Below are 23,689 nucleotides of genomic sequence, written 5' to 3'. Positions count from 1 at the left end.
GCATGTGCAGCGGCCGTCCACCCCGGGGCGTCACCGTGCGGTGAGGATCCGGGGTCCGTCCTCCGTGATCGCCACGGTGTGTTCCACGTGCGCGGCGCGGCTGCCGTCGTTGGTGCGCAGGGTCCAGCCGTCCGGCGCCTCGTGGTAGCCGTCCCGGCCGCTCGCGATGACCATCGGCTCGATGGCCAGGACCATGCCGTGCCGCAGCGGCAGGCCGCGGCCGGGGCGGCCCTCGTTGGGGACCTCCGGGTCCTCGTGCATACGGCGGCCCACGCCGTGCCCGCCGAAGCCGTGCGGGATGCCGTAGCCGGCGGCCCGGCACACCGAGCCGACGGCGTGGGCGATGTCGCCGATGCGGTTGCCGACGACGGCCGCCTCGATCCCGGCGGCGAGCGCCCGCTCGGCCGTCTCGATCAGCCGCAGGTCCTCCGGGCGGGGCCGGCCGACGACGAAGCTCAGCGCGGAGTCGCCGACCCAGCCGCCCAGCTCGGCCCCGAAGTCGATGGAGAGCAGGTCGCCGTCGCGCAGGCGGTAGGCGGTGGGGATGCCGTGCACGATCGCGTCGTTCACCGAGGTGATCAGCACGGCCGGGAACGGCGTCGGCGCGAAGGACGGCCGGTAGCCGAGGAAGGGGGAGGACGCGCCCGCCGCGCGCAGCACGTCGTGGGCGACCTCGTTCAGCTCCAGCAGGGAGACGCCGACGCCGGCGGCCTGCCGTACGGCGGTCAGGGCGCGGGCGACGACCTGCCCCGCCTCGTACATGGCGTCGATCGATGTGTCCGTCTTCAGTTCCACCATGCCAATTACTATACCGGTATTAGAATGGGCGTCATGGTGCGCACCCCCCTGACCCCCGAAGAGCGCGAGCGCGGCGAACGGCTCGGCCGGCTGCTGCGCGAGGCGCGCGGCGACCGCAGCATGACCGAGATCGCGGCGCGCGCCGGGATCTCCGCCGAGACGCTCCGCAAGATCGAGACCGGCCGGGCGCCGACCCCGGCCTTCTTCACGGTGGCCGCGCTGGCCGGCGTGCTCGGACTCTCCATGGACGAGCTGGCGGGGATGTGCGTGCCGGTCGACGTGTGACGCCCGCGGGGAGGCCTCCGCACCCCCGCTGAAAACTCCCTGTAGCCGGGCCGTAACACGGCTCGTGTTGGCTACCGGTCGGAGTGCTTCCGCTCCGGACGGGAGTCTGAGAGATGGCGGTGGAACAACTCCCGGGCAGGGTAAGGGAGTTCGCGCGCTGGCTGGACGGTCTGCTGACCCGTCTCGACCAGGGCGGCGGCTGGTGCGGCGTCTTCTGGCAGCGCGACCCCGACGGCATGCGGGCCTGCCTCGACGGGCGCGAGGTGCCGCCGTGGGACGTGGTCGAGGCGCTGCTCACCGACTTCGCCGGACGGTACGGCGGCCCGGCCGCCGCGGCCGAGACGGACCGCGCCCGCCCGCTGCACGCCGCCGCGCTGACCGCCTACGACGCCCGCCCCGGAGCCCGGGACGCCCTCGCGGACCGGCTCGACGTCATGCTCCGCGAACAGAGGTACGCCGCCGAACGCCAGGCCGACCTGACCCACCGGCTCACCTCGGCCACCGGCCCGGAGGAGGCCCGTGCCCTCCGCCTCGACCTCGCCTGGGCCCGCGACGACCACGCCCGCGCGGCCGCGCGCTGCGCGGAACTGCGGGGGCGGATCGCACGGCTGGAAGGCTCGCGGGCGCGGTCGGCGGGACCGGTCGACGGTGCCGCCGGGGACGTGGCCGGTGGACGCCGGGTCCGCGGTCCGGACGACTGGTTCGGCGGCCGGGACGCGACCTTCCGCGCCCCCGGCACCGGCGGCTTCGGGGGCGCCGGTGCTCATGGGACCGTCCCCGCCGAGACGACCGCGGTGGCCCCCGGCCCTGCCGACGCCGGCATCGCCTCGCTGGGCCGTCCCCGTACCGGCGGCTTCGGGGGTGCCGGTGCTCACGGGACCGCCCCCGCCGGCTTCGGGGGTGCCGGTGCTCACGGGACCGCCCCCGCCGGCTTCGGGGGTGCCGGTGCTCATGGGACCGCTCCCGCCGAGACGACCCCCGTGGCCCCGGGCCCTGCCGACGCCGGCGTCACCCCGGTAGGCCGCCCCGGCGCCCGCCGGGCCACGCCCGACGCCGCCGGCAGCACCTTCTCCGGCCCGGGTGCTGAGGGAGCCGGCCCTTCCGGGGACACCGCCGCCGACGTCCGCGGTGTCTCCTGGGGGCCGGGTGCCGAGGGAGCGGGCCCTGCCGGGGGTGCCCCCGCCGACCCACCCGTCTCGCCCGCGCCGGACGCCCGGCCCGCCCCGGCCGGCAAGCCCCGCAAGCGGCGTCGCGGCAGTGCCCGGTTCGCCGGGGCGGCGGAGGACGACGCACCGCCCGCCGTCGTGCCGCCGGCCGGCGTGGCCGAGGCGGTGACGGCCGGCGCGGGCGCCGGGCCCGCGCCACGGGGCGCGCGGTTCGCCGGGGCCGCCGACGAGGCGGAGCAGGCGACCGTTCGCCAGGAGCCGGGCCTCGACGACCGGGCCCGGCGAGACGTGCTGGACGCCGTGGCGCGGCTCGGGCTGCTGCGGGCGGAGGGCCGCAGCGGTGAGGCCCACGCCCTGCTCGTCGAGGCCGCCCACTGGCCCGCCGCCCGCTTCCCGCTGCTCGCCGCCGAACTGCAGCGCGCCGGGCTCGGCGCCGACTGGGCCACCCTGCTGTGGGAGGCCGCCTCCCTGCCCGCCGACCGGCTGGTCGCCGCCGCCGACGCGCTCGCCGCGGCCGGCCTGGGCGCCGACGGCGAGCAGATGCTCCGGCAGGGCGTCGTACGCCCCGCAGCCGAGATCGGCGAGGCCGTCCGCGCGCTCGCCGCCGAGGGCCGCGACCGCGAGATCACCGCCCTGCTCGACGCCTGCGTCCGCGTCCGCACCCCCGAGGAGGCCGCCCGCAGCGCCGCCGCCGACCCCCAGCTGATCGCCCCCCTGCTGCTGCGGGCCGCCCGGGCCGTGTCGGAGGAGCGGCACTGGGATCTCGTACACGCCCTGCGCGTCGCCGGGACCACCGGCTGAAACACCCGAACGGACACGACGATGGTCTTGGCAAGCCCGTCGCCGAGGCTTACGTTCATCCCTCTACGGCCTGCTCTACGGGCGTAGAGGCTCTGACGTCGCGTCGAAGGAGCAGCTCATGGCCAACGTCGTACGTGCCGCTCTGGTCCAGGCCAGCTGGACCGGCGACACCGATTCCATGGTGGCGAAGCACGAGGAGCACGCCCGCGAGGCGGCCCGCCAGGGTGCGAAGATCATCGGTTTCCAGGAGGTCTTCAACAGTCCCTACTTCTGCCAGGTCGAGGAGCCGGAGCACTACCGCTGGGCCGAGCCGGTGCCCGACGGGCCCACCGTGCGCCGGATGCGGGCACTGGCCCGCGAGACCGGCATGGTGATCGTCGTGCCGGTGTTCGAGGCGGACCAGCCGGGGTTCTACTACAACACCGCGGCCGTGATCGACGCCGACGGCACCTACCTCGGCAAGTACCGCAAGCACCACATCCCGCAGCTCAAGGGCTTCCGCGAGAAGTACTACTTCCGGCCCGGCAACCTCGGCTGGCCCGTCTTCGACACCGCCGTCGGCCGGGTCGGCGTCTACATCTGCTACGACCGCCACTTCCCCGAGGGCTGGCGCCAACTCGGCCTGAACGGCGCCCAGTTGGTCTACAACCCGTCCGCCACCCACCGCAGCCTCTCCTCCCACCTGTGGCGGCTGGAACAGCCGGCGGCCGCCGTCGCCAACGCCTACTACATCGCCGCGATCAACCGCGTGGGCGTGGAGGAGTACGGCGACAACGACTTCTACGGCACCAGCTACTTCGTCGACCCGCGCGGACAGTTCGTCGGCGACATCGCCAGCGACACCAAGGAGGAACTCCTCGTCCGCGACCTCGACCTCGACCTCATCGAAGAAGTGCGGCAGCAGTGGGCCTTCTACCGCGACCGCCGCCCCGACGCCTACGAAGGGCTGGTGCAGCCGTGAGCGACCTCTTCGCCCGCCACCGCGCGGTGATGCCCGACTGGCTCGCCCTCTACTACGACGACCCGATCGAGATCACCCACGGCGAGGGCCGGTACGTCTGGGACTCCGACGGCAACCGCTACCTCGACTTCTTCGGCGGCATCCTCACCACCATGACCGCGCACGCCCTGCCCGAGGTGACCAAGGCGGTCACCGAGCAGGCCGGGCGGATCATCCACTCCTCGACCCTCTACCTCAACCGGCCGATGGTCGAGCTCGCCGAGCGCATCGCCCAGGTGAGCGGCATCCCCGACGCCCGGGTCTTCTTCACCACCTCCGGCACCGAGGCCAACGACACCGCGCTGCTGCTGGCCACGGCGTACCGGCGCAGCAACACGATCCTGGCGATGCGCAACAGCTACCACGGCCGCTCCTTCAGCGCGGTCGGCATCACCGGCAACCGCGGCTGGTCCCCGACCTCGCTGTCCCCGCTGCAGACGCTGTACGTGCACGGCGGGGTGCGCACCCGCGGCCCGTTCGCCCACCTCGACGACGCCGCGTTCGTGGCCGCCTGCGTCGAGGACCTGAAGGACCTGCTCGGCCACACCCGCCCGCCCGCCGCCCTGATCGCCGAGCCGGTCCAGGGCGTCGGCGGCTTCACCTCCCCGCCCGACGGCCTGTACGCCGCCTTCCGCGAGGTGCTGCACGAGCGGGGCATCCTGTGGATCGCCGACGAGGTGCAGACCGGCTGGGGCCGCACCGGCGACCACTTCTGGGGCTGGCAGGCCCACGCCCGCAGCGGCCCGCCGGACATCGTCACCTTCGCCAAGGGCATCGGCAACGGCATGTCCATCGGCGGTGTCGTCGCCCGCGCCGAGATCATGAACTGCCTCGACGCCAACAGCATCTCCACCTTCGGCGGCACCCAGCTCACCATGGCCGCCGGCCTCGCCAACCTGTCGTACCTCCTCGAACACGACCTCCAGGGCAACGCCCGGCGCGTCGGCGGGCTGCTCATCGAGCGGCTGCGGGCCGTCGCCGCGCAGGTGCCCGCCGTGCGCGAGGTGCGCGGGCGCGGACTGATGATCGGCGTCGAGCTGGCCCGGCCGGGCAGCGACGAGGCCGACCCGCAGGCCGCGGCCGCCGTACTGGAGGCGTGCCGCGCGGACGGCCTGCTCATCGGCAAGGGCGGCGGCCACAGCACCAGCGCGCTGCGTATCGCCCCGCCGCTCACGCTCACCGTCGCCGAGGCCGAGGAGGGCGCCGCGATCCTCGAACGCGCACTGAGGAGCATCCCGTAACGAGCGAGACCGTTCGGCAGCACGAGCAGGGGGCGCGATGACCACCACCTTGGAGCCCTTGGAACCGGCCCTGTCCGTCCGGCAGGTCCTCGGCCTCGAACGGGTGCTCGCCGGAGAGCCCGAGGTGGTGGCCGGCGCCGCCCAGCTCGACCGCCCGGTGCGCTGGGTGCACGTCGCCGAGGCCGCCGACGTCGGCGTGATGCTCAGCGGCGGCGAGATGGTCCTCACCACCGGTGTGCTGCTCGCCGGCGACGAGGACAAGCAGGCCGAGTACGTCCGCTCCCTGCACCGCGCCGAGGCGGCGGCCGTCGTCCTCGGCCTCGGACGGGCCTTCCCCGCCCCGCCGGACGCGATGCGCCGGGCCGCCGAGCGGTGCCAGCTGCCCATGGTCGTCCTGCACCGGCCGTTCCCCTTCGCCGAGCTGACCGAGGAGGTGCAGTCCCGGCTGGTGCGCCGCAAGTTCGCCGCGGTCAGCCTGTCGGAGGCCGTCCGCACCGCCCTGACCGGCCTGATCACCGCGGGCGCCCCGCTGCAGCGCCTCCTCGACGAGATCGCCGCGCACAGCGGCTGCCCCGTCGTCGTCACCAACCTCGCCCACCGCGTCCTCGCCACCGCCGGCGAGCGGCCCGCCGTCGACGATGTGCTGCGCGACTGGGAGCGCATCGCCCGGCAGGCCGGCGCCGGCCAGGGCGACGGCTGGATCCGCGCCGAACTCGGCGGGCGCGGGGAGCGGTGGGGGCAGGTCGTGCTGTGCCGGCACCGCGGCGACACCGCCGTCGGCCGCCTGCTCGCCGACCGGGCCGCCGAGGCCCTCGTCCTGCACCGCATGCTCGGCGGCGCGTCGGCCGGCACCTGGGAGGAGCAGTCCGCGCAGAGCCTGCTCACCGACCTGCTCTCCGGCGCCGTACCCGCCCGGCAGCTGCTGCCCAGGGCCCGGGCCGCCGGACTGCCCGTCAACCGGCGTACGTTCGTCCCGCTCGTCGTTCCCGACGCCACACCCGCCCGGCTGGACCGCGTGCTCAGGCTGCTGGGCCTGCCGGGGCTGGTCGCCGGGCTCGCCCACGGGGCGACCGCCGTCCTGCTCAGCCTCGCCCGCGACCAGGACGCCCGGGCGCTCACCGCGCACCTCGCGGCCCGGCTGCGCGCCGACGCCGCCTGCCCCGCGACCGTGGTGGCCGCCGCCGACGCCCGCGCCGCCTGGGACGACGTACCCGCCGGACTGCGCGAGGCCCGGCACGTCGCCGACGCCGTCGCCGGCTTCGCCGCCGCCCTCGACCTGCCGCCCGTGGTCCGCCTGCGCGACGTCCATCTGCGCGGCCTGATCCGGCTGCTGCGCGACGACCCGCACGTGCAGTCCTTCGCCGAACGCGAGCTGGACGGGCTGCTCGGGCCAGCCGACGACGACCTGCTCGCCGTCCTGCGCACCTACCTGGCCACCGGCCGCAACAAGTCCCGCACCGCGCAGCTCCACCACGTCTCCCGGCCCGCGCTCTACCGCCGCCTGGAGGCGATACAGGCCCGGCTCGGCGTCGACCTCGACGACTTCGAGCAGGCCGCGTCGGTGCACATCGCGCTCCTCGCGCACGACGCGCAACAGCGGTGAAACCTGTGACGACCTGGGAAAACGGCGGTGAAACATGGGACGGCCAGAGCGTGACACGGTGGCACGCGGCACGCCCGCGGACGTGACACGGTGCAACTCACCGGCGCCACAAGGACTTTCTAGGCTCGCCCCACCGCACCGAGCGAGTGGAGGTCCCGATGAGCCCAGTGATCCGCGCCGCCCTCTTCCAGACCGCGTGGACCGGCGACAAGGAATCCATGATCCAGGTCCACGAGCAGGCCGCCCGCGACGCGGCCGCGCAGGGCGCACAAGTCCTCTGCTTCCAGGAGCTGTTCTACGGGCCGTACTTCTGCCAGGTGCAGGATCCCGCCTTCTACGCGTACGCCGAGCAGATCCCCGAGGGCCCGATCGTCCGCCGCTTCCAGGCACTGGCCAGGGAGCTGGGCCTGGTCCTCGTGCTGCCGATGTACGAGGAGGAACAGCCGGGCGTCCTCTACAACACCGCGGCCGTGATCGACGCGGACGGCTCCTACCTCGGCAAGTACCGCAAGACGCACATCCCGCAGGTGCGCGGCTTCTGGGAGAAGTTCTACTTCCGCCCCGGCAACAGCGGCTGGCCCGTCTTCGACACCGCCGCCGGGAAGATCGGTGTCTACATCTGCTACGACCGCCACTTCCCGGAGGGCTGGCGGGCCCTCGGCCTGGCCGGCGCGGAGATCGTCTTCAACCCGTCGGCCACCTCGCGCGGCCTGTCCGGCTACCTGTGGCAGCTGGAACAGCCGGCGGCGGCCGTCGCCAACGAGTACTTCGTCGGCGCGATCAACCGGGTGGGCGTGGAGGAGTACGGGGACAACGACTTCTACGGGACCTCCTACTTCGTCGACCCGGAGGCCCAGTTCGTCGGCGAGCCGGCGAGCGACAAGGAGACCGAACTGGTCGTGCGCGACCTGGACCTGGCCAGGGTGCGCGAGGTCCGCGACCGCTGGCAGTTCTACCGGGACCGGGCGCCGGGGGCGTACACGCCGCTCACCGCGCCCTGAGCACCCCGTACGTCCGACCGGAAGGAGAGGGAGCATGAGCCGTACCGTCATCCGCGGCGGTCTCGTCGTCACCGCGTCCGACGAGACCCACGCCGACGTCCTGATCGAGGACGGCCGCATCGCCGCCCTCGCCGCCTCCGGCACCCCGGCCGCCGAGGCCTGGACGGCCGACCGGGTCATCGACGCCACCGGGAAGTACGTCATCCCGGGCGGCGTCGACGTCCACACCCACATGGAGCTGCCCTTCGGCGGCACCTTCGCCTCCGACACCTTCGAGACCGGCACCCGCGCCGCCGCCTGGGGCGGCACCACCACCATCGTCGACTTCGCGGTGCAGAGCGTCGGCCACAGCCTGCGCGAGGGCCTGGACGCCTGGCACGCCAAGGCCGAGGGCACCTGCTCCATCGACTACGGCTTCCACATGATCGTCTCCGACGTCAACCAGGAGACGCTCAAGGAGATGGACCTGCTGGTGGAGGAAGGGGTCACCTCCTTCAAGCAGTTCATGGCCTACCCCGGCGTCTTCTACAGCGACGACGGCCAGATCCTGCGCGCCATGCAGCGCTCCGCCGAGAACGGCGGCCTGATCATGATGCACGCCGAGAACGGCATCGCCATCGACGTCCTCGTCGAGCAGGCCCTCGCCCGTGGCGAGACCGACCCCCGCTACCACGGCGAGGTCCGCAAGGCGCTGCTGGAGGCCGAGGCCACCCACCGCGCCATCAGGCTCGCCCAGGTCGCCGGCGCGCCCCTGTACGTCGTGCACGTCTCCGCGATGGAGGCGGTCGCCGAGCTGGCCCGGGCCCGCGACGAGGGGCTGAACGTCTTCGGGGAGACCTGCCCGCAGTACCTGTTCCTGTCCACCGACAACCTCGCCGAACCCGACTTCGAGGGCGCCAAGTACGTGTGCTCCACCCCGCTGCGGCCCAAGGAGCACCAGGCCGTGCTCTGGCGCGGCCTGCGCACCAACGACCTCCAGGTCGTCTCCACCGACCACTGCCCCTTCTGCTTCACCGGCCAGAAGGAGCTGGGCCGCGGCGACTTCTCCAAGATCCCCAACGGGCTGCCGGGCGTGGAGAACCGTATGGACCTGCTCCACCAGGCGGTCCTCGACGGTCACATCAGCCGCCGCCGCTGGATCGAGATCGCCTGCGCCACCCCGGCCCGCATGTTCGGCCTCTACCCCAAGAAGGGCACGATCGCGCCGGGCGCCGACGCCGACGTCGTCATCTACGACCCGCACGCCGAACAGGTCATGTCCGCCGTGACCCACCACATGAACGTCGACTACTCGGCGTACGAGGGCAAACGCGTCACCGGCCGCGTCGAGACCGTCCTCTCGCGCGGCGAGGCCGTCATCACCGAGCGGGAGTACACCGGCCGACCCGGTCACGGCGTCTACACCCCGCGCTCCACCTGCCAGTACCTGAGCTAGCCGGAACCAGTCGAACGAGGAGTGGCGCCCATGGACTTCGGACTCGTCCTGCAGACCGACCCGCCCGCCTCCCGCGTCATCACCCTGATGCAGCGGGCCGAGCACAACGGCTTCACCCACGGCTGGACCTTCGACTCGGCCGTGCTCTGGCAGGAACCGTTCGTGATCTACAGCCAGATCCTCGCCGCCACCGAGCGGCTGACGGTCGGGCCGATGGTCACCAACCCCGGCACCCGCACCTGGGAGGTGACCGCCTCCACCTTCGCCACCCTCAACGACATGTTCGGCAACCGCACCGTGTGCGGCATCGGCCGCGGCGACTCCGCGATGCGCGTCGCCGGACGCAAACCCAACACCCTCGCCCGTATCAGCGAGGCCATGAAGGTCATCCGCGCCCTCGGCAGCGGCGACGAGGCCGACCTCGGCGGCGGCACGGTGGTGAGGTTCCCCTGGATCAAGCCCGGCGCGCGACTCCCGGTGTGGATGGCCGCGTACGGGCCCAAGGCGCTGAAGATGGCCGGGGAGGAGGCCGACGGGTTCATCCTCCAGCTGTCCGACCTGTACCTCACCGAGTACATGGTGAAGGCCGTCAGGGACGCCGCCGCGGCCGCCGGCCGCGACCCCGCCGAGGTCACCGTCTGCGTCGCCGCCCCCGCCTACGTCACCGAGGACGACTCGCCCGCCGCCCTCGCCCACGCCCGGGAACAGTGCCGCTGGTTCGGCGGCATGGTCGGCAACCACGTCGCCGACCTGGTCGCCAAGTACGGCGAGCATTCCGCCCAGGTGCCCGACGCCCTCACCGACTACATCAAGGCGCGCGAGGGCTACGACTACTCCCACCACGGACGCGCCGGCAACCCGGACACCCAGTTCGTGCCCGACGAGATCGTCGACCGGTTCTGCGTCATCGGACCCGTCGAACGGCACGTCGAGAAGCTGAACGCGCTGCGCGAGCTGGGCGTCGACCAGTTCGCGGTGTACGACATGCACGACGCGCAGGAAGCCGTCATCGACGCCTACGGGCAGCACGTCATCCCCGCCGTCAACGCCTGACCCGCCCCTTCCCGGTTTCCCGCCACCCCCCAGCCCTTGGTCGCCCCTCCCCGCTCCCCCGGGGAGGGGCCGGTGCCCGCACGGCCACTCAACGACCCACCTCACCTCATGGGGCTGCCATGACCGACACCGCTCCCCCCGCCATACCCCCGGCCACCCAGGTCACCCTGCCCGACGGCAGGGTGGAACTCGCCCCGGACTCCGCCGCGCCGAGCGGCCCGTACGCCAACGAGGACCTGCTGCCGGTGCCCGTGCGCCGGCGGACCTGGACGACGTACAACTTCTGCGCGCTGTGGGTCGGCATGGCCCACAACACCGCCTCCTGGACCCTCGCCTCCGGTCTGATCGCCGTCGGCATGGACTGGAAGCAGGCGGTGTTCACCATCGCCCTCGCCAACGTCATCGTGCTGGTGCCGATGCTGCTCACCGGGCACGCCGGACCCAAGTACGGCATCCCCTTCCCCGTGTTCGCCCGCGCCTCCTTCGGCGTCCGCGGCGCCAACCTGCCCGCCGTGGTGCGGGCGCTGGTGGCGTGCGGCTGGTTCGGCATCCAGACCTGGATCGGCGGCGAGGCCATCTACTTCCTCGCCGGGAAACTCATCGGCGACGGGTGGACCGACGCCGGGAAGGTCGGCGGCCACGCCTGGACGATGTGGCTGTCCTTCGCCCTGTTCTGGGTCCTCCAGGTCGCCATCATCCTCCGCGGCATGGAGACCATCCGCCGCTTCGAGAACTGGGCCGCGCCCTTCGTGCTCGTCGGCGCGTTCGTGATGCTGTGGTGGATGAGCGACAAGGCCGGCGGTTTCGGCCCGCTGCTCGACCAGCCCTCCAAGCTCGGCTGGGGCGGCGACTTCTGGAAGCTGTTCTGGCCGTCCCTCATGGGCATGATCGGCTTCTGGTCCACGCTGTCCCTGAACATCCCCGACTTCACCCGCTACGGCCGCAGCCAGCGGGCGCAGACCTGGGGCCAGGCCCTCGGCCTGCCGACCACGATGACCCTGTTCGCGTTCCTGTCCGTGATGGTCACCTCCGGCTCGGCGGCGGTCTACGGCGAACCCGTCTGGGACCCGGTGCAGCTGGCCGCCAAGACGGACAACACGGTCGGCCTGCTGTACGCGCTGGTGACGGTGCTGGTCGCGACGCTGTCGGTGAACATCGCCGCCAACCTGGTCTCCCCGGCGTTCGACTTCTCCAACGTCGCGCCCCGCAAGGTCAGTTTCCGCACCGGCGCCCTGGTCACGTGTGTGCTCGGCGTGCTCATCTTCCCGTGGAAGCTGTACGCCGACCCGCAGGGCTACATCTTCACCTGGCTCGGCCTGGTCGGCGGCCTGCTCGGGACCGTCGCCGGCATCCTCATCGCCGACTACTGGCTGCTGCGCCGCGGCCGCCTCGACCTCGTCGACCTGTACCGGACCGGCGGGCGCTACTGGTACAGCGCCGGCTGGAACTGGCGGGCCGTCGTCGCCTTCGCCGTGGGCGGCGTCCTCGCCGTCGGCGGGGCGGACTTCCACCCGCTCGTCGACGGCCGGCCGGTGCCGGCCTTGCGGCCGCTCGCCGACTATGGCTGGGCGGTGGGCCTCGGCACCTCGCTGGTGCTGTACCTGCTGCTGATGGCCCCGCGGGCGCGGCGGGCGCGGGACTGAGGTCCGGCCAGGTTCCGGTGCCCGCGGAACCGGGGGAGGGTCAGCCCGCCCGGCCCTTCCCCAGGGCCGCCACGGCCTCCTTCGCCGCCTTGATGGCACCCTTGTTGATCTCGTCCGTGCCGGGCGCCTTCTTCGACTCGAAGTCGCTGCCGTTGTACGTCACGACCACCAGCGCGTTGTCCGCGCGGGCGATCACGACGCCCTCCCGGGTCTGCTGCTTGTCCTCGGTGGTGAGGTTGACGACGGAGTACGCCTCGTCGCCGAGGCCCGGCACCGTGCCCCCGCCGCTCTTCTCCCCGACCCGGTCCAGGTACGCCCGGTGCGCCTCGTCCGCCGAGTCCGCGAGGTCGAAGGTGACGTCGAGCCAGCGGTAGTCGTACCCCTTCAGCGCGTTCCACGAGCACGTGCGGCGCACCGCGGTGTCCGTGGACGGGATCTCCTTGCCGGCCGTCTTCGCCCCCGGCACCAGCGAGGTGATCGTCTTCTCGGCGAGGCTGCGGCAGGGCGCGGGCGCGGTGGCGTACGTCTTCGACACCGCGGACGTCGACGGGGCGGAGGCCGACTGCGCGGCCGTCTTGGTGGGCGAGGGCTCCGCCCCGGCGGTCGGTACCGTGGCGAGCGGGCCGGACGACAGCGCCCAGCCGACCGTGGCGAGCACGGCCACCGGGGACAGACGCGCGGTCAGGGCGAGCGGCAGGGGAAGGGATCGCACGGCGCACTTCTCGTGGGGGAGGGCTGCGGACCACGTCCACACTGTGGACGGGACGACAGTGTCACACGACTCCCTGTGCTGCGGAAGTGCGAACTCGCTCCGTGCAGGCGCCGTCACGTCAAGGGCGCGATTCCGCGGCCTCTTGGGCGATTTGCCCGGAAAGCGCACCGGAGAGCGCGCTCTCCACCCGGTCCACGGCCAGGAACGCGCCGTAGGAGACGAGACGGACGAGACAGTGATCGGTGTGCTCCGGACGCCGCCAGGCCGCCACGTCCTCCTCCGTGAGCCGGTACGGCGCCATCGCGGCGAGCAGCGCCAGCCGCGCCCCGGGACGCTCCCCGCGCTTCGGGAACGGGTCCGGCGTCAGCGGCGGGTGCGTGCCGTCCCAGTCGGCCAGGGTCTTCCCGACGAGCGCCCGGTCCTGCGCGTCGAGCAGCCCGGCGCCCGCCGTGGCCGCCGCCCGCAGGGCCGCGTAGGCCGGCCCCACGGGTGTGCCGGCCGCCCAGGCGGGCGCCGGGCCCGCGTCACCGAGCAGCGGCAGCGAGGTGCCGGGCGCGGCAGGGCGGCGCACCGCGCGGGACATCGAACGCCCCGCCAGGCTGCGCACCGGCCGCAGCCGCTGCATGTTGCACGGCATCAGCTTCTCCGTCAGCAGCGCCGACACGATCCGGTTGATGAAGTGGAAGGCGAGAACGGTGCCCAGGTAGCCGGGGGCCTCCGCCCGCGGGAACGGGTACGGCGACCCCGCCGCGCCGGGCACGCGCGTGTGCTCCGCCCACTCCAGCACACGCGCGTGGTCCGCGTCCTGAGGCCGTTCACCCCGCGCCAGCCGCTCGGCGAGGGCGTGGTCGCCGGTGGCGTGCAGCAGCACGGTGTGCGCGTCCACGCAGAACGGGCACTTGTTGGCGAGGGACACGCCGAGCGCGGCGATCTCCTTGCCGGTGCGGTCGCCCGGGCCTGCGATCAGCGACTCGCGCATCAGCGCCCAGGCCGGGGCGAGCAGTTCGGGCGCCGAGGCGAGCACCACGAAGGTGGGCGGCGCGGCCATCCCGAAGTCGGCGGCGATCTGCGCGAAGACCTCGGCGGTGGTGCCGGTGGCCGTCTTCGGGGACGGCGGTGACGTGTGGCGAAACGTTGTGGTCATGGGCCTCAGCGTGCGCCGGGAGGGGGTCCTCGGTCGTCGTACGGCCGGTGTCACTCGAGGCTGCGCCACCGGGAGCCGGTGCCGGGCGCGGCTACTTCCCCGGGAGTAGGACGGGAGTTGTCCCCAGGGCGGACGCGCCGGTGGGCGGGGCGGTCTATCGTGCGGACATGAGCGGGGATCAGGTCATGCCGCGGGGGCTGCGGGGGATGCGGGGGTCGCGGTCGGCGGCGGCCGAGGGGCGGGGACAGGCGGAGAGCCAAGGGCGGACGGAGCGGCAGACACAGGGGGACGGGGAGGGGCAGGGGCAGGCGGTGCCGGTCCGGCCGGCGCCCGTGCGCAGATGGCTCGCCGACGGGGCGCTCGCGCTCGTCGTCGGTGCCCTCGTCGTCACCACGGCCGCCGTCGACGACGGCACCACCGCCCTGGACTACGCGCTGATCGTCCTCAGCTGCGCGGCGCTGGCCTGCTACCGCACCGCCCCGCGCGCGGTCCTGGCCGCGACGACCGTGCTCGGCACCGCCCACGTGGTGCACGCCCACCCGGGCCCGCTCGCCGTCCTGCCCGTCCTCGGCGCCGTGCACACCGCCGCGCGCGTCGGACACCGCTCCCTCGCCGCCGCGGCGAGCGCCGTCCTCCTCACGGGCTACGCGCTCACCCAGCCCGGCACCCAGCAGACCGTCGAGCGGGCGGCGCTGCTCACCGGCTGGTTCCTGTGCGCCGTCGTCACCGGCATGGCCGACCGCAACTGGCGGGCCTACCTCAGGGCCACCGAACAGCGCGCCCTGGAGGCCGAACGCACCCGCGAGGAGGCCGCCCGGCGCCGCGCCGGCGAGGAACGGCTGCGGATCGCGCGGGAGTTGCACGACTCGCTCACCCACAGCATCTCCATCGTCAAGCTGCAGGCGGGCGTCGCCGTCCACCTGGCCCGCAAGCGCGGCGAGGAGGTGCCGCCCGCGCTGCTGGCCATCCAGTCGGCGAGCGGCGAGGCGATGCGCGAACTGCGCGCCACCCTGCGGGTGCTGCGCACCGAGGACGACGAACTGCCCGGCGCCCCGGCCCAGCTGGTGGAACGGGCCCGCGCGGCCGGCCTCGCCACCGCGCTGACCGTGACCGGTGACGAACGCCCGCTGCCGTCCGAGGTCGACAAGACGGTGTACCGCATCGTCCAGGAGGCCCTGACCAACGCGGCCCGGCACGCCGGCCCCGCCACGGTGGACGTGCGGCTCGACTACGGCGCGGACGCGGTGACGGTCCAGGTCGACGACGACGGTACCGCCGACCCGGCCCGCCCGCCCCGCCCCGGCATCGGCCTGACCGGCATGCGCGAGCGGACCACGGCCCTCGGCGGCACCCTCGACGCCGCCCCGCGCCCGGAGGGCGGCTTCCGGGTCCGGGCCCGGCTGCCGCTGGAGAGACACTCCCTGGAGGAGGCGCGATGATCCGTGTGGCGCTCGTCGACGACCAGGCGCTGATGCGGGCCGGCTTCCGCGCCCTGCTGGACGCCGAGGACGGCATCGAGGTGGTCGGCGAGGCCGCCGACGGCGAGCAGGGCCTGGCGCTGATCCGCGCTCAGGCCCCCGACATCGCCCTGATCGACGTGCAGATGCCGGTGATGACGGGCATCGAGGCCACCCGCCGCATCGCCGCCGACCCGGCCCTGGCCGCCGTACGCGTCGTCATCCTCACCAACTACGGCCTGGAGGAGTACGTCTTCGAGGCGCTGCGGGCCGGCGCGAGCGGCTTCCTGCTGAAGGACACCGAACCGGCCGACCTGCTCCAGGCCATCGAGGTCGTCGCTCGCGGCGAGGCCCTGCTCTCCCCGTCCGTCACCCGCACCCTGATCGGCGAGTTCGTCTCCCGCCCCCCGGACCGCGCGACCGCCCCCGGCCTGGAGAACCTCACCCCACGCGAACGCGAGGTCACCGCACTCGCCGCCCGCGGCCTCACCAACGAGGAGATCGCCGCCCACATGGTCATCAGCCCTCTGACCGCGAAGACCCACGTCAGCCGCGCGATGACCAAGCTGGGCGCGCGCGACCGGGCCCAACTGGTGGTGTTCGCCTACGAGTCGGGGCTGGTGGCGGCGCGGCGGCGGTGACGGGACGCTCGCGTGAGGCGCCCCAGGAACGCCCTAGGGCACCCGGGCCGTCCACTCCGGCGAGGAGAACTTGGCGCGGGCCAGCTCCTGGGCGCGCGCCAGTTCCTCGTCCGTGACCTTGCCGGCCGTCAGGCCGTACCGGCCGCGGAAGGAGTCGATCATCCGGTCGATGACGGCCTCGCGGGGCAGACCCGTCTGCCGGCGCAGCGGGTCCACCCGCTTCCCCGCGCTCTTGGTGCCCTTGTCGGACAGCTTCTCCCGGCCGATGCGCAGCACGTCGAGCATCTTGCCGGCGTCGATGTCGTACGCCATCGTCACGTGGTGCAGCACGGCCCCGGGGCCGCCGTGCGGGCCCACGATCCGCTTCTGCGCGGCGCCGGCGATCTTGCCCTGGTCGGTGGCGATGTCGTTCAGCGGCTGGTACCAGGCGCGGATGCCCATGTCGCCGAGCGCGCCGAGGACCCAGTCGTCGAGATAGGCGTAGCTGTCCTGGAAGGACAGGCCCTGCACCAGCGCCTCCGGCACGGAGAGCGAGTAGGTGATCGTGTTGCCCGGCTCCACGAACATCGCCCCGCCGCCGGAGATCCGCCGCACCACCTCGATGCCGTGCCGCTCGGCACCGGCCGCGTCGACCTCGTTGCGCAGCGACTGGAAACTGCCGATGATCACCGCCGGGGCGCCCCACTCCCACACCCGCAGCGTCGGCGGGCGGCGGCCCGCCGCGACCTCCCCGGTCAGCACCTCGTCCAGCGCCATGTGCAGGGCCGGGGACTGCGGGCCTTCGTGGATCAGCTGCCAGTCGTAGTCGGTCCAGTCGGTGGCGTGCGCCAGGGCGCGGCGCACGGCGACCGCGACGCCCTCCGAGGTCAGCCCGTACATCACCGTCCCCTCCGGCAGCGCCGCGTCGATCCGGGCGGCCAGGCCCGCCGCGTCCGTGTCCGCCGGGGCGCCCTCCAGCGCCCCGTTCACCGCGTCCAGCGCCTCGTCCGGTTCCAGGAAGAAGTCGCCCGCCACGCGGGGCCGGCGCAGCACGCCGTCCTCGACGTCCACGTCGACGACGACCAGCTTGCCGCCGGGGATCTTGTACTCACCATGCACCGCTCGGCCTCCGTTCTGCCGCAGGAGATCAACGCCGCAGGTCGTCGTGGTGTTCCCGGGACGCGATCACGTCCGTACGATCACCCGGGAGACGGACGCCGGCCGTGACCCCCGAGGAGCGCCCCCTTGTTCACCACCCGCCCCACCCTCCAGGGCACCTTCGGCATGGTCTCCAGCACGCACTGGCTGGCCTCGCAGTCGGCGATGGCGGTGCTGGAGGACGGCGGCAACGCCTACGACGCGGCCGTCGCGGGCGCCTTCGTGCTGCACGTCGTGGAGCCGCACCTGAACGGACCGGCGGGCGAGGTGCCGATCCTGCTCGCGCCGGCCGGGGGCGAGGTGCGGGTGCTGTGCGGGCAGGGCGTCGCCCCCGCCAGGGCGAGCGTCGCGCACTACCGGGGCCTCGGCCTGGACCTCGTCCCGGGCACCGGGCCGCTCGCCGCCGCCGTGCCCGGCGCCTTCGACGCATGGCTGCTCCTGCTGCGCGACCACGGCACCAAGTCCCTCGCCGACGTGCTCAAGTACGCCATCGGCTACGCCGAGCACGGGCACGCGCCCGTGGAGAACGTCGGCGCCACCGTCGAGACCGTACGGGAGCTGTTCGAGACGGAGTGGACGTCGTCGGCCGAGGTGTACCTGCCCGGCGGCCGGGCGCCCCGGCCCGGGGAGCGCTTTCGCAACCCCGCCCTCGCCGCCACCTGGAAGCGGCTGCTCGCCGAGGTCGCCGGCCGGAGCGGGCGGGAGGCGCAGATCGAGGCGGCGCGCGAGGTGTGGCGCACGGGGTTCATCGCCGAGGCGCTGGTCCGGCAGGCCGCCCGGCCCACCCTGGACACCAGCGGCGAGCGCCACACCGGCACCCTCGACGGCGACGACCTCGCCGCCTGGTCCGCGAGCTACGAGAGCCCGGCGACGTACGACTGGAACGGCTGGACCGTGTGCAAGGCCGGCCCCTGGAGCCAGGGCCCGGTCCTGCTGCAGCAGCTCGCCCTGCTGCCGCCCGAGCTGCCGCCGTACGGCTCCGCCGACTACGTGCACCTGCTCGTCGAGGGCTGCAAGCTCGCCATGGCCGACCGGGAGGCCTGGTACGGCGACGCCGCCGACGTGCCGCTGGACGACCTGCTGTCGCCCGCCTACAACGCCGAGCGGCGGGCCCTCGTCGGACCCGGGGCCTCCCGCGAGCTGCGGCCCGGCAGCCCCGGCGGGCGCACCCCGCGGCTGAGCGCCCACGCGCGCGTGGTCGTCGCCGAGGGGGCGGGGGAGCGGTCCCTGAGCGTGGCGATGGGCGCCGGGGAACCGACCGTGGCCAGGTACCCCGCCTCGCCCGTGCCCGGCGAGCCCCCGGTCGCCGCCGACGGCGCCACCCGAGGCGACACCTGCCACCTCGACGTCGTCGACCGCTGGGGCAACATGGTCGCCGCCACCCCGAGCGGCGGCTGGCTCCAGTCCAACCCGGTCGTGCCCGAACTCGGCTTCCCGCTCGGCACCCGGCTGCAGATGACCTGGCTGGAGGAGGGGCTGCCGAGCTCCCTCACGCCCGGCCGCCGCCCCCGCACCACCCTCACGCCGTCGCTCGCCCTGCGCGACGGCGAGCCGGTCCTCGCCTTCGGCACACCCGGCGGCGACCAGCAGGACCAGTGGCAGCTGCACTTCTTCCTCGCCGCCGCCCTGCGCGCACCGGTCCGCGGCGGCCTCGACCTCCAGGGCGCCATCGACGCGCCGAACTGGCACAACGACAGCTTCCCCGGCTCCTTCCACCCGCGCGGCATGCGCCCCGGCAGCGTCACCGTCGAGGCCCGCACCGACCCCGCCGTCGTGGCCGGGCTGCGCCGCCGCGGCCACGACGTCACCGTCGGCCCCGCCTGGTCGGAGGGCCGGCTGTGCGCGGTCGCCCGGGACCCGCGCACCGGCGTCCTGTCGGCGGCGGCGAACCCGCGCGGCATGCAGGGGTACGCCGTCGGCCGCTGAACCCCGCCGGGCGGACGCGACCCGCGCCGTTCATGTCGATTCCACCCGCGATGCACGGCCCCGGTGGGGATTGTCAGTGGGGCGTGCTCTCATGGAGGGGTGATCAAGAACAGCGAAACCATCGACGAGTTTCTCGCCCGCAGCGCGGCCGACGTGGAGGAGGCGGTCCGCGCGGCCGCCGCGGCCGAGATCATGCCCCGCTTCCGCCGCCTCGCCGCGCACGAGGTCGACGAGAAGAGCGGACCGCACGACCTGGTGACCGACGCCGACCGCAGAGCCGAGCTGTATCTCACCGAGGCGCTCGGCGCGTTGCTGCCGGGCTCGGTGGTGGTGGGCGAGGAGGCGGTGCACGCCAACCCGGCGTCGTACGACGCGATCCGCGGCGAGGCGCCGGTGTGGATCGTCGACCCGGTCGACGGCACCCGGCAGTTCGTGCACGGCGAGGACGGCTTCTGCACCCTGGTCGCGCTCGCCCAGGGCGGCGTCGTGCGCGCCTCGTGGACGTACGCCGCGGCCCGCGACCAGCTCGCCACCGCCGTGCGGGGCGGCGGTGCCTACCTCGACGGGGAGCGGCTGTTCGCCGGCCCGCCCGAGCCGGACCACGACCTGCGGGTGGCCACCTCCCACCCCGACTACACCACCGACGAGCAGAAGCGGGCCCTGCTCGGCCTGCGCGTCCCCGGCGTCGCCTTCCGCTCGTGCGGCTCGGCCGGCCTGGAGTACCTGGCCATCGCCCGCGGCGACCTGGACGCCCTGGCCTTCTCCTGGGAGGCCGCCTGGGATCACGCGGCGGGCCTGCTGCTGGTGGAGGAGGCGGGCGGCGCCCATCTCACCCTCACCGGCGAGCCGTTCCGCATCACCGGCGGCAACTCCCTGCCGTTCACCGCCGCCCGCGACGCCGCCACCGCGCGCCGCATCGCGGCACTGCTGTCGGGGAGCGCCGGGTGAGCGCGGGGGCACGCCCGGGGTCTCGGGGAAACCCGCGGCGTGCCCCGCACCCGCCTCACCCGTCCCCTGCCCACCACCCGCCCCGCCGGTCTGTAGGTGCCCCGGCATATCCTGACCTTCCTAGGCAGGCCGTCGGCTGACGAAGGGGTCCGAAGGTGCCGTCGATGCTCGATGCGGTCGTGGTGGGTGCGGGGCCGAACGGACTGACCGCGGCCGTGGAGCTGGCCCGCCGCGGCTTCTCCGTGGCCCTGTTCGAGGCGCGTTCCACCGTCGGCGGTGGGGCGAGCACGGAGGAGCTGACCCTCCCCGGCTTCCGGCACGACCCGTGCTCCGCCGCGCACCCCCTCGCCGTCAACTCGCCCGCGTTCCGCGCGATGCCGCTCGACCGGTACGGGCTCCGGTGGGTGCACGCCGACCTGCCGATGGCGCACCCCTTCCCCGACGGCACGGCCGCCGTGCTGTCCCGCTCGGTCGCCGAGACCGCCGCCTCGTTCGGGCCGCGCGACGCGGGCGCCTACCGCAGACTGGTCGAGCCGTTCCTCGCCAAGTGGGACACCCTCACCCGGGACTTCATGTCCCTGCCGCTGACCGCGCTGCCGCGCGACCCGGTCACCCTGGCCCGCTTCGGCCTGGCCGGGCTGCCCCCGTCGAGCTGGCTGATGCGCCGCTTCCGCGACGACCGGGCCCGCACCCTGTTCGCCGGCCTTGTCGCCCATGTCATGGCACCGCTGAACGGCTTCGCGACCGGCGCCATCGGACTGGTCTTCGCGCTCGCCGCGCACGCCCGCGGCTGGCCCGTCGCCCGCGGCGGCTCCCAGTCCATCTCCGACGCCCTCGCCGCCTACCTCAAGGACCTCGGCGGCGCCATCCACACCGACTACGAGGTCAAGCGCCTGGACGACCTGCCGCCCGCCCGCGCCTACGTCTTCGACACCTCGCCCACCGCCCTGGCCCGCATCGCAGGTCTCGGCCGCACCTACGAGAACTACCGCTACGGCCCCGCCGCCTTCAAGATCGACTACGCGCTGGACGGACCGGTCCCGTGGACCGCGCCCGAGGCCCGCGCCGCCGGCACCGTGCAGATCGGCGCGAGCACCGCCGAGATCGGCACCGCGCTGCGCGCCGCCTCCCGCGAGGGCCGCGCCCCCGACAAACCGTTCATGATCACCGTCCAGCCCAGTGTCATGGACCCGACCCGCGCGCCCGAGGGCAAGCACGTCTTCTGGGCGTACGGCCACGTCCCCAACGGCTGGACCGGCGACCTCACCGACGCGATAGAACGCCAACTGGAGCGTTTCGCCCCCGGGTTCAGGGACCGCGTCCTCGCCCGCGCCACCATGGGCCCCGCCGAGCTCGCCGCCCGCAACGCCAACTACGTCGGCGGCGACATCGCCTCCGGCGCGGTCTCCGGCCTGCAGATCCTGCTGCGGCCCAAGCTGTCGCTGTTCCCGTACGCCACCGCCCACCCGGCCGTGTTCATCTGCTCGTCGGCCACCCCGCCCGGCCCGGGCGTGCACGGCATGTCCGGGCACAACGCGGCGAAGGCGGTCTGGAGGAGGCTGAGGCAGGCATGACCACCATCACGCTCGTACGCGGCGACATCACCCGGGTCAGCGCCGACGCCCTGGTCAACGCGGCCAACTCCTCCCTGCTCGGCGGAGGCGGCGTCGACGGCGCCATCCACCGCCGCGGCGGCCCCGCCATCCTGGAGGACTGCCGCAGACTGCGCGCCTCCCGGTACGGCAAGGGTCTGCCCACCGGCCAGGCCGTCGCCACCACCGCCGGCGACCTGGACGCCCGCTGGGTGATCCACACCGTCGGCCCGGTCCACAGCGAGAGCGAGGACCGCTCGGACCTGCTCGCCTCCTGCTACCGGGAGTCGCTGCGCGTCGCCGACGAGCTGGGGGCGCGCACGGTGGCGTTCCCGGCGATCTCCACCGGGGTGTACCGCTGGCCGATGCAGGACGCGGCGCGCATCGCGGTGGAGACGGTGCGGAACACACCGACCCGGGTCGAGGAGGTGCGGTTCGTGCTCTTCGACGACCGGGCCTACGACGCGTTCGCCCGGCAGACCGGCGAGGGCGGCACGGCCTGACGCGTGCCGTCAGCGCCAGGCGGCCAGCACCGCGAAGCGGAAGCGCTTGTAGAAGCAGTCCGCCGAGCGGAACCCGGCCTGCGCGAGCCAGTCCAGGTGGGTGGCGACGGACACCGGACGGTCGTAGGCCATCCGCCGGCGGGCCTTGTCGACGGTCTCCGGCGGGGTCTGCGCCTCACGCACCTCCCGCAGCCAGAACTCCTCGTACAGCGCGTCCAGTTCGGGTACCGCCGCGGCGACCTGCTCGGCGTGCACGAACACCCCGCCCGGCCGCAGCACGTCCCGCACCCGCCGGTACAGCCCGGCCTGCTCGGGCACCGGCAGATGGTGGATGGCCAGCGAGGACACCACGATGTCGTAGGGGCCCTCGGGCAGCGGGGCGCACAGGTCGCGCTCGACGAGGGTGTGCTTCACCGCGTAGAGGTCGAGGCTGCGGGCGGCCACCTCCAGCATCTCCGCGGACGCGTCGAGCAGGTCGATGGAGACGTCGGGCAGGTGGGTGGCCAGCTCGCCGCTGAACAGGCCGGTCCCGGCGCCGAGGTCCAGCACCCGGGGAGCCGTTCCCTGGCCCCGGAGGGCCAGCTCCACGGCGACGTCGTACAGCGCGTGCAGATGCGGGACGAGCCCCGCGCGGTCGCGGTCGAAGCGCGCGGCGTCCTCCCCGAACAGCCGCGAGACATGTAAGGCCAACCGACACCTCCGGTGCTGCGAGCGGCGGCCCGGTGCCACCCCGACGGATCGCGGGTGATCGTATGCGGCACGCGCGAGGCCCCGCCGGGGCCGCCACATGGTGAGAACCACACCCCGACGAGCCGCAGGACGGTCACTCACCGTGAGCGACCGGCGGGCGTGGCGTCACCGGGGAAGACCCCGCCCGGCTCCGTGATCGGGTCCTGCACACTGGGTGCAGTGACCGAACAGGCCGGCCGCCCGTCCGCGACCCGGAGCGGCGGCCGTCCGTGGGCGTAGGGAGTACGAGATGACAGTCCGAACCGAGCGGGCCGTGCTGGCCGGCGGCTGCTTCTGGGGCATGCAGGACCTGATCCGCAAGCTGCCCGGCGTGGTGTCCACCCGGGTCGGCTACACCGGCGGCGACACCCCGAACGCCACGTACCGCAACCACGGCGACCACGCCGAGGCGATCGAGATCCTCTACGATCCCGCGGTCACCGGCTACCGGGACCTGCTGGAGTTCTTCTTCCAGATCCACGACCCGACCACCAGGGACCGCCAGGGCAACGACATCGGCCGCAGCTACCGGTCGGCCATCTACCACACCGACGAAGAGCAGCGCCGGGTGGCGCTGGACACCATCGCGGACGTGGACGCCAGCGGCCTGTGGCCGGGCAAGGTGGTCACCGAGGTAGAGCCGGCCGGCGACTTCTGGGAGGCCGAGCCCGAGCACCAGGACTACCTGGAGCGCTACCCCGACGGCTACACGTGCCACTTCCCGCGGCCGAACTGGAAGCTGCCGAAGCGGGCCGCCGCGCGGGCGGAGTGAGGACGGGCGCGGGCGCAGTGACGACCGGCGCGGCGCGGTGACGACCGGCGCGGCGCGGTGACGACCGGCGCGGCCGAGTGAGGACCGGCGCGGCGGAGTGAG

At 74.0% G+C, this 23,689-nt stretch carries 21 protein-coding genes; 16 read left to right on the top strand and 5 right to left on the bottom strand.

All coding sequences use genetic code 11. The features are described from left to right. Positions 1–30: 30 nt before the first annotated feature. The gene (map, locus tag IE308_RS06550) at positions 31–798 is read right to left on the bottom strand and encodes a type I methionyl aminopeptidase (RefSeq protein ID WP_190216954.1); all 768 of its coding nucleotides are present in this window, start codon (positions 796–798) and stop codon (positions 31–33) included. 33 nt (positions 799–831) lie between these two features. Here map and IE308_RS06545 point away from each other — a divergent pair, with 33 nt between their 5' ends. From IE308_RS06545 to IE308_RS06505, 9 genes are all read left to right on the top strand, one after another. Next, positions 832–1,083: a helix-turn-helix domain-containing protein gene (locus tag IE308_RS06545; RefSeq protein ID WP_190216953.1), complete on the top strand. Its 252-nt coding sequence runs from the start codon at positions 832–834 to the stop codon at positions 1,081–1,083. A 113-nt stretch (positions 1,084–1,196) separates the two neighbouring features. Then, positions 1,197–3,050 (top strand): hypothetical protein, encoded by a 1,854-nt coding sequence (locus IE308_RS06540; protein WP_190216952.1) that lies wholly within the window; start codon positions 1,197–1,199, stop codon positions 3,048–3,050. 118 nt (positions 3,051–3,168) lie between these two features. Then, on the top strand, positions 3,169–4,011 hold the full coding sequence (locus IE308_RS06535; protein ID WP_190216951.1) for a nitrilase-related carbon-nitrogen hydrolase: 843 nt from the start codon (positions 3,169–3,171) through the stop codon (positions 4,009–4,011). 29 nt (positions 4,012–4,040) lie between these two features. Next, complete coding sequence (locus IE308_RS06530) at positions 4,041–5,291, top strand: aspartate aminotransferase family protein (RefSeq protein ID WP_190217389.1); 1,251 nt, start codon at positions 4,041–4,043, stop codon at positions 5,289–5,291. Between the two features lie 37 nt (positions 5,292–5,328). Beyond that, positions 5,329–6,894, top strand: a complete 1,566-nt coding sequence (locus tag IE308_RS06525; RefSeq protein WP_190216950.1) for a PucR family transcriptional regulator — start codon at positions 5,329–5,331, stop codon at positions 6,892–6,894. A gap of 158 nt (positions 6,895–7,052) precedes the next feature. Then, the gene (locus tag IE308_RS06520; RefSeq protein WP_190216949.1) at positions 7,053–7,895 is read left to right on the top strand and encodes a nitrilase-related carbon-nitrogen hydrolase; all 843 of its coding nucleotides are present in this window, start codon (positions 7,053–7,055) and stop codon (positions 7,893–7,895) included. A gap of 34 nt (positions 7,896–7,929) precedes the next feature. After that, on the top strand, positions 7,930–9,330 hold the full coding sequence (hydA, locus tag IE308_RS06515) for a dihydropyrimidinase (RefSeq protein WP_110632691.1): 1,401 nt from the start codon (positions 7,930–7,932) through the stop codon (positions 9,328–9,330). 30 nt (positions 9,331–9,360) lie between these two features. After that, entirely contained in the window at positions 9,361–10,383 is a 1,023-nt protein-coding gene (locus tag IE308_RS06510) for a TIGR03842 family LLM class F420-dependent oxidoreductase (RefSeq protein ID WP_110632694.1), read from the top strand. Positions 10,384–10,502: 119 nt separating this feature from the next. Beyond that, positions 10,503–12,026 carry an NCS1 family nucleobase:cation symporter-1 gene (locus tag IE308_RS06505; protein ID WP_190216948.1) on the top strand — a complete coding sequence of 508 codons (1,524 nt, stop codon included), beginning with the start codon at positions 10,503–10,505 and terminating at the stop codon, positions 12,024–12,026. Positions 12,027–12,066: 40 nt separating this feature from the next. Here IE308_RS06505 and IE308_RS06500 read toward each other — a convergent pair whose 3' ends face one another. Both IE308_RS06500 and IE308_RS06495 read right to left on the bottom strand, forming a co-directional pair. Beyond that, positions 12,067–12,738 (bottom strand): hypothetical protein, encoded by a 672-nt coding sequence (locus tag IE308_RS06500; RefSeq protein WP_190216947.1) that lies wholly within the window; start codon positions 12,736–12,738, stop codon positions 12,067–12,069. A 118-nt stretch (positions 12,739–12,856) separates the two neighbouring features. Next, on the bottom strand, positions 12,857–13,882 hold the full coding sequence (locus tag IE308_RS06495) for a carboxymuconolactone decarboxylase family protein (RefSeq protein ID WP_190216946.1): 1,026 nt from the start codon (positions 13,880–13,882) through the stop codon (positions 12,857–12,859). A gap of 167 nt (positions 13,883–14,049) precedes the next feature. Here IE308_RS06495 and IE308_RS06490 point away from each other — a divergent pair, with 167 nt between their 5' ends. Together IE308_RS06490 and IE308_RS06485 are read left to right on the top strand one after the other, a co-directional pair. Then, entirely contained in the window at positions 14,050–15,321 is a 1,272-nt protein-coding gene (locus IE308_RS06490; protein WP_229908719.1) for a sensor histidine kinase, read from the top strand. Next, positions 15,318–15,980 (top strand): response regulator, encoded by a 663-nt coding sequence (locus IE308_RS06485; RefSeq protein WP_190216945.1) that lies wholly within the window; start codon positions 15,318–15,320, stop codon positions 15,978–15,980. Before IE308_RS06490 ends, IE308_RS06485 begins: the two co-directional genes overlap by 4 nt. A 33-nt stretch (positions 15,981–16,013) precedes the next feature. Here the strand turns inward: IE308_RS06485 and lplAB are convergent, their stop codons facing one another. Further along, on the bottom strand, positions 16,014–17,078 hold the full coding sequence (gene lplAB, locus IE308_RS06480; protein ID WP_190216944.1) for a lipoate-protein ligase LplAB: 1,065 nt from the start codon (positions 17,076–17,078) through the stop codon (positions 16,014–16,016). A gap of 126 nt (positions 17,079–17,204) precedes the next feature. On the opposite strand from lplAB, the gene IE308_RS06475 reads away from it, so the two are divergent. The 4 genes from IE308_RS06475 (at position 17,205) to IE308_RS06460 (ending at position 22,086) form a co-directional block, all read left to right on the top strand. Then, positions 17,205–19,043, top strand: a complete 1,839-nt coding sequence (locus IE308_RS06475; protein WP_190216943.1) for a gamma-glutamyltransferase family protein — start codon at positions 17,205–17,207, stop codon at positions 19,041–19,043. A 99-nt stretch (positions 19,044–19,142) separates the two neighbouring features. After that, entirely contained in the window at positions 19,143–19,991 is an 849-nt protein-coding gene (locus IE308_RS06470; protein ID WP_190216942.1) for an inositol monophosphatase family protein, read from the top strand. 164 nt (positions 19,992–20,155) lie between these two features. Next, on the top strand, positions 20,156–21,565 hold the full coding sequence (locus tag IE308_RS06465) for a phytoene desaturase family protein (protein ID WP_162655639.1): 1,410 nt from the start codon (positions 20,156–20,158) through the stop codon (positions 21,563–21,565). After that, positions 21,562–22,086 (top strand): O-acetyl-ADP-ribose deacetylase, encoded by a 525-nt coding sequence (locus tag IE308_RS06460; protein ID WP_190216941.1) that lies wholly within the window; start codon positions 21,562–21,564, stop codon positions 22,084–22,086. The genes IE308_RS06465 and IE308_RS06460 overlap by 4 nt, the downstream gene beginning before the upstream one ends. Before the next feature lie 9 nt (positions 22,087–22,095). Here the strand turns inward: IE308_RS06460 and IE308_RS06455 are convergent, their stop codons facing one another. Next, positions 22,096–22,776: a class I SAM-dependent methyltransferase gene (locus IE308_RS06455; RefSeq protein WP_229908718.1), complete on the bottom strand. Its 681-nt coding sequence runs from the start codon at positions 22,774–22,776 to the stop codon at positions 22,096–22,098. Positions 22,777–23,065: 289 nt separating this feature from the next. On the opposite strand from IE308_RS06455, the gene msrA reads away from it, so the two are divergent. Then, positions 23,066–23,587 carry a peptide-methionine (S)-S-oxide reductase MsrA gene (msrA, locus tag IE308_RS06450; RefSeq protein ID WP_190216940.1) on the top strand — a complete coding sequence of 174 codons (522 nt, stop codon included), beginning with the start codon at positions 23,066–23,068 and terminating at the stop codon, positions 23,585–23,587. The last annotated feature ends 102 nt before the right edge of the window (positions 23,588–23,689 follow it).

This window comes from Streptomyces griseosporeus, from assembly GCF_014656055.1.
Classification (GTDB): Bacteria; Actinomycetota; Actinomycetes; order Streptomycetales; family Streptomycetaceae; genus Streptomyces; species Streptomyces griseosporeus.
The sequence above is the reverse complement of the archived record's forward strand: the minus strand, read 5'-3'. Positions and strand labels throughout refer to the sequence as shown.

Bases quoted from the DNA above. Each gene is read 5' to 3' on its own strand.
- IE308_RS06495 (WP_190216946.1), bottom strand. From the start codon at position 13,882: ATGACCACAACGTTTCGCCACACGTCACCGCCGTCCCCGAAGACGGCC.
- IE308_RS06460 (WP_190216941.1), top strand. From the start codon at position 21,562: ATGACCACCATCACGCTCGTACGCGGCGACATCACCCGGGTCAGCGCC.
- IE308_RS06540 (WP_190216952.1), top strand. From the start codon at position 1,197: ATGGCGGTGGAACAACTCCCGGGCAGGGTAAGGGAGTTCGCGCGCTGG.
- IE308_RS06520 (WP_190216949.1), top strand. From the start codon at position 7,053: ATGAGCCCAGTGATCCGCGCCGCCCTCTTCCAGACCGCGTGGACCGGC.
- hydA (WP_110632691.1), top strand. From the start codon at position 7,930: ATGAGCCGTACCGTCATCCGCGGCGGTCTCGTCGTCACCGCGTCCGAC.
- IE308_RS06525 (WP_190216950.1), top strand. From the start codon at position 5,329: ATGACCACCACCTTGGAGCCCTTGGAACCGGCCCTGTCCGTCCGGCAG.
- IE308_RS06465 (WP_162655639.1), top strand. From the start codon at position 20,156: ATGCTCGATGCGGTCGTGGTGGGTGCGGGGCCGAACGGACTGACCGCG.
- IE308_RS06530 (WP_190217389.1), top strand. From the start codon at position 4,041: ATGCCCGACTGGCTCGCCCTCTACTACGACGACCCGATCGAGATCACC.
- IE308_RS06535 (WP_190216951.1), top strand. From the start codon at position 3,169: ATGGCCAACGTCGTACGTGCCGCTCTGGTCCAGGCCAGCTGGACCGGC.
- IE308_RS06485 (WP_190216945.1), top strand. From the start codon at position 15,318: ATGATCCGTGTGGCGCTCGTCGACGACCAGGCGCTGATGCGGGCCGGC.
- map (WP_190216954.1), bottom strand. From the start codon at position 798: ATGGTGGAACTGAAGACGGACACATCGATCGACGCCATGTACGAGGCG.
- IE308_RS06545 (WP_190216953.1), top strand. From the start codon at position 832: ATGGTGCGCACCCCCCTGACCCCCGAAGAGCGCGAGCGCGGCGAACGG.
- msrA (WP_190216940.1), top strand. From the start codon at position 23,066: ATGACAGTCCGAACCGAGCGGGCCGTGCTGGCCGGCGGCTGCTTCTGG.
- IE308_RS06510 (WP_110632694.1), top strand. From the start codon at position 9,361: ATGGACTTCGGACTCGTCCTGCAGACCGACCCGCCCGCCTCCCGCGTC.
- IE308_RS06490 (WP_229908719.1), top strand. From the start codon at position 14,050: ATGAGCGGGGATCAGGTCATGCCGCGGGGGCTGCGGGGGATGCGGGGG.
- IE308_RS06505 (WP_190216948.1), top strand. From the start codon at position 10,503: ATGACCGACACCGCTCCCCCCGCCATACCCCCGGCCACCCAGGTCACC.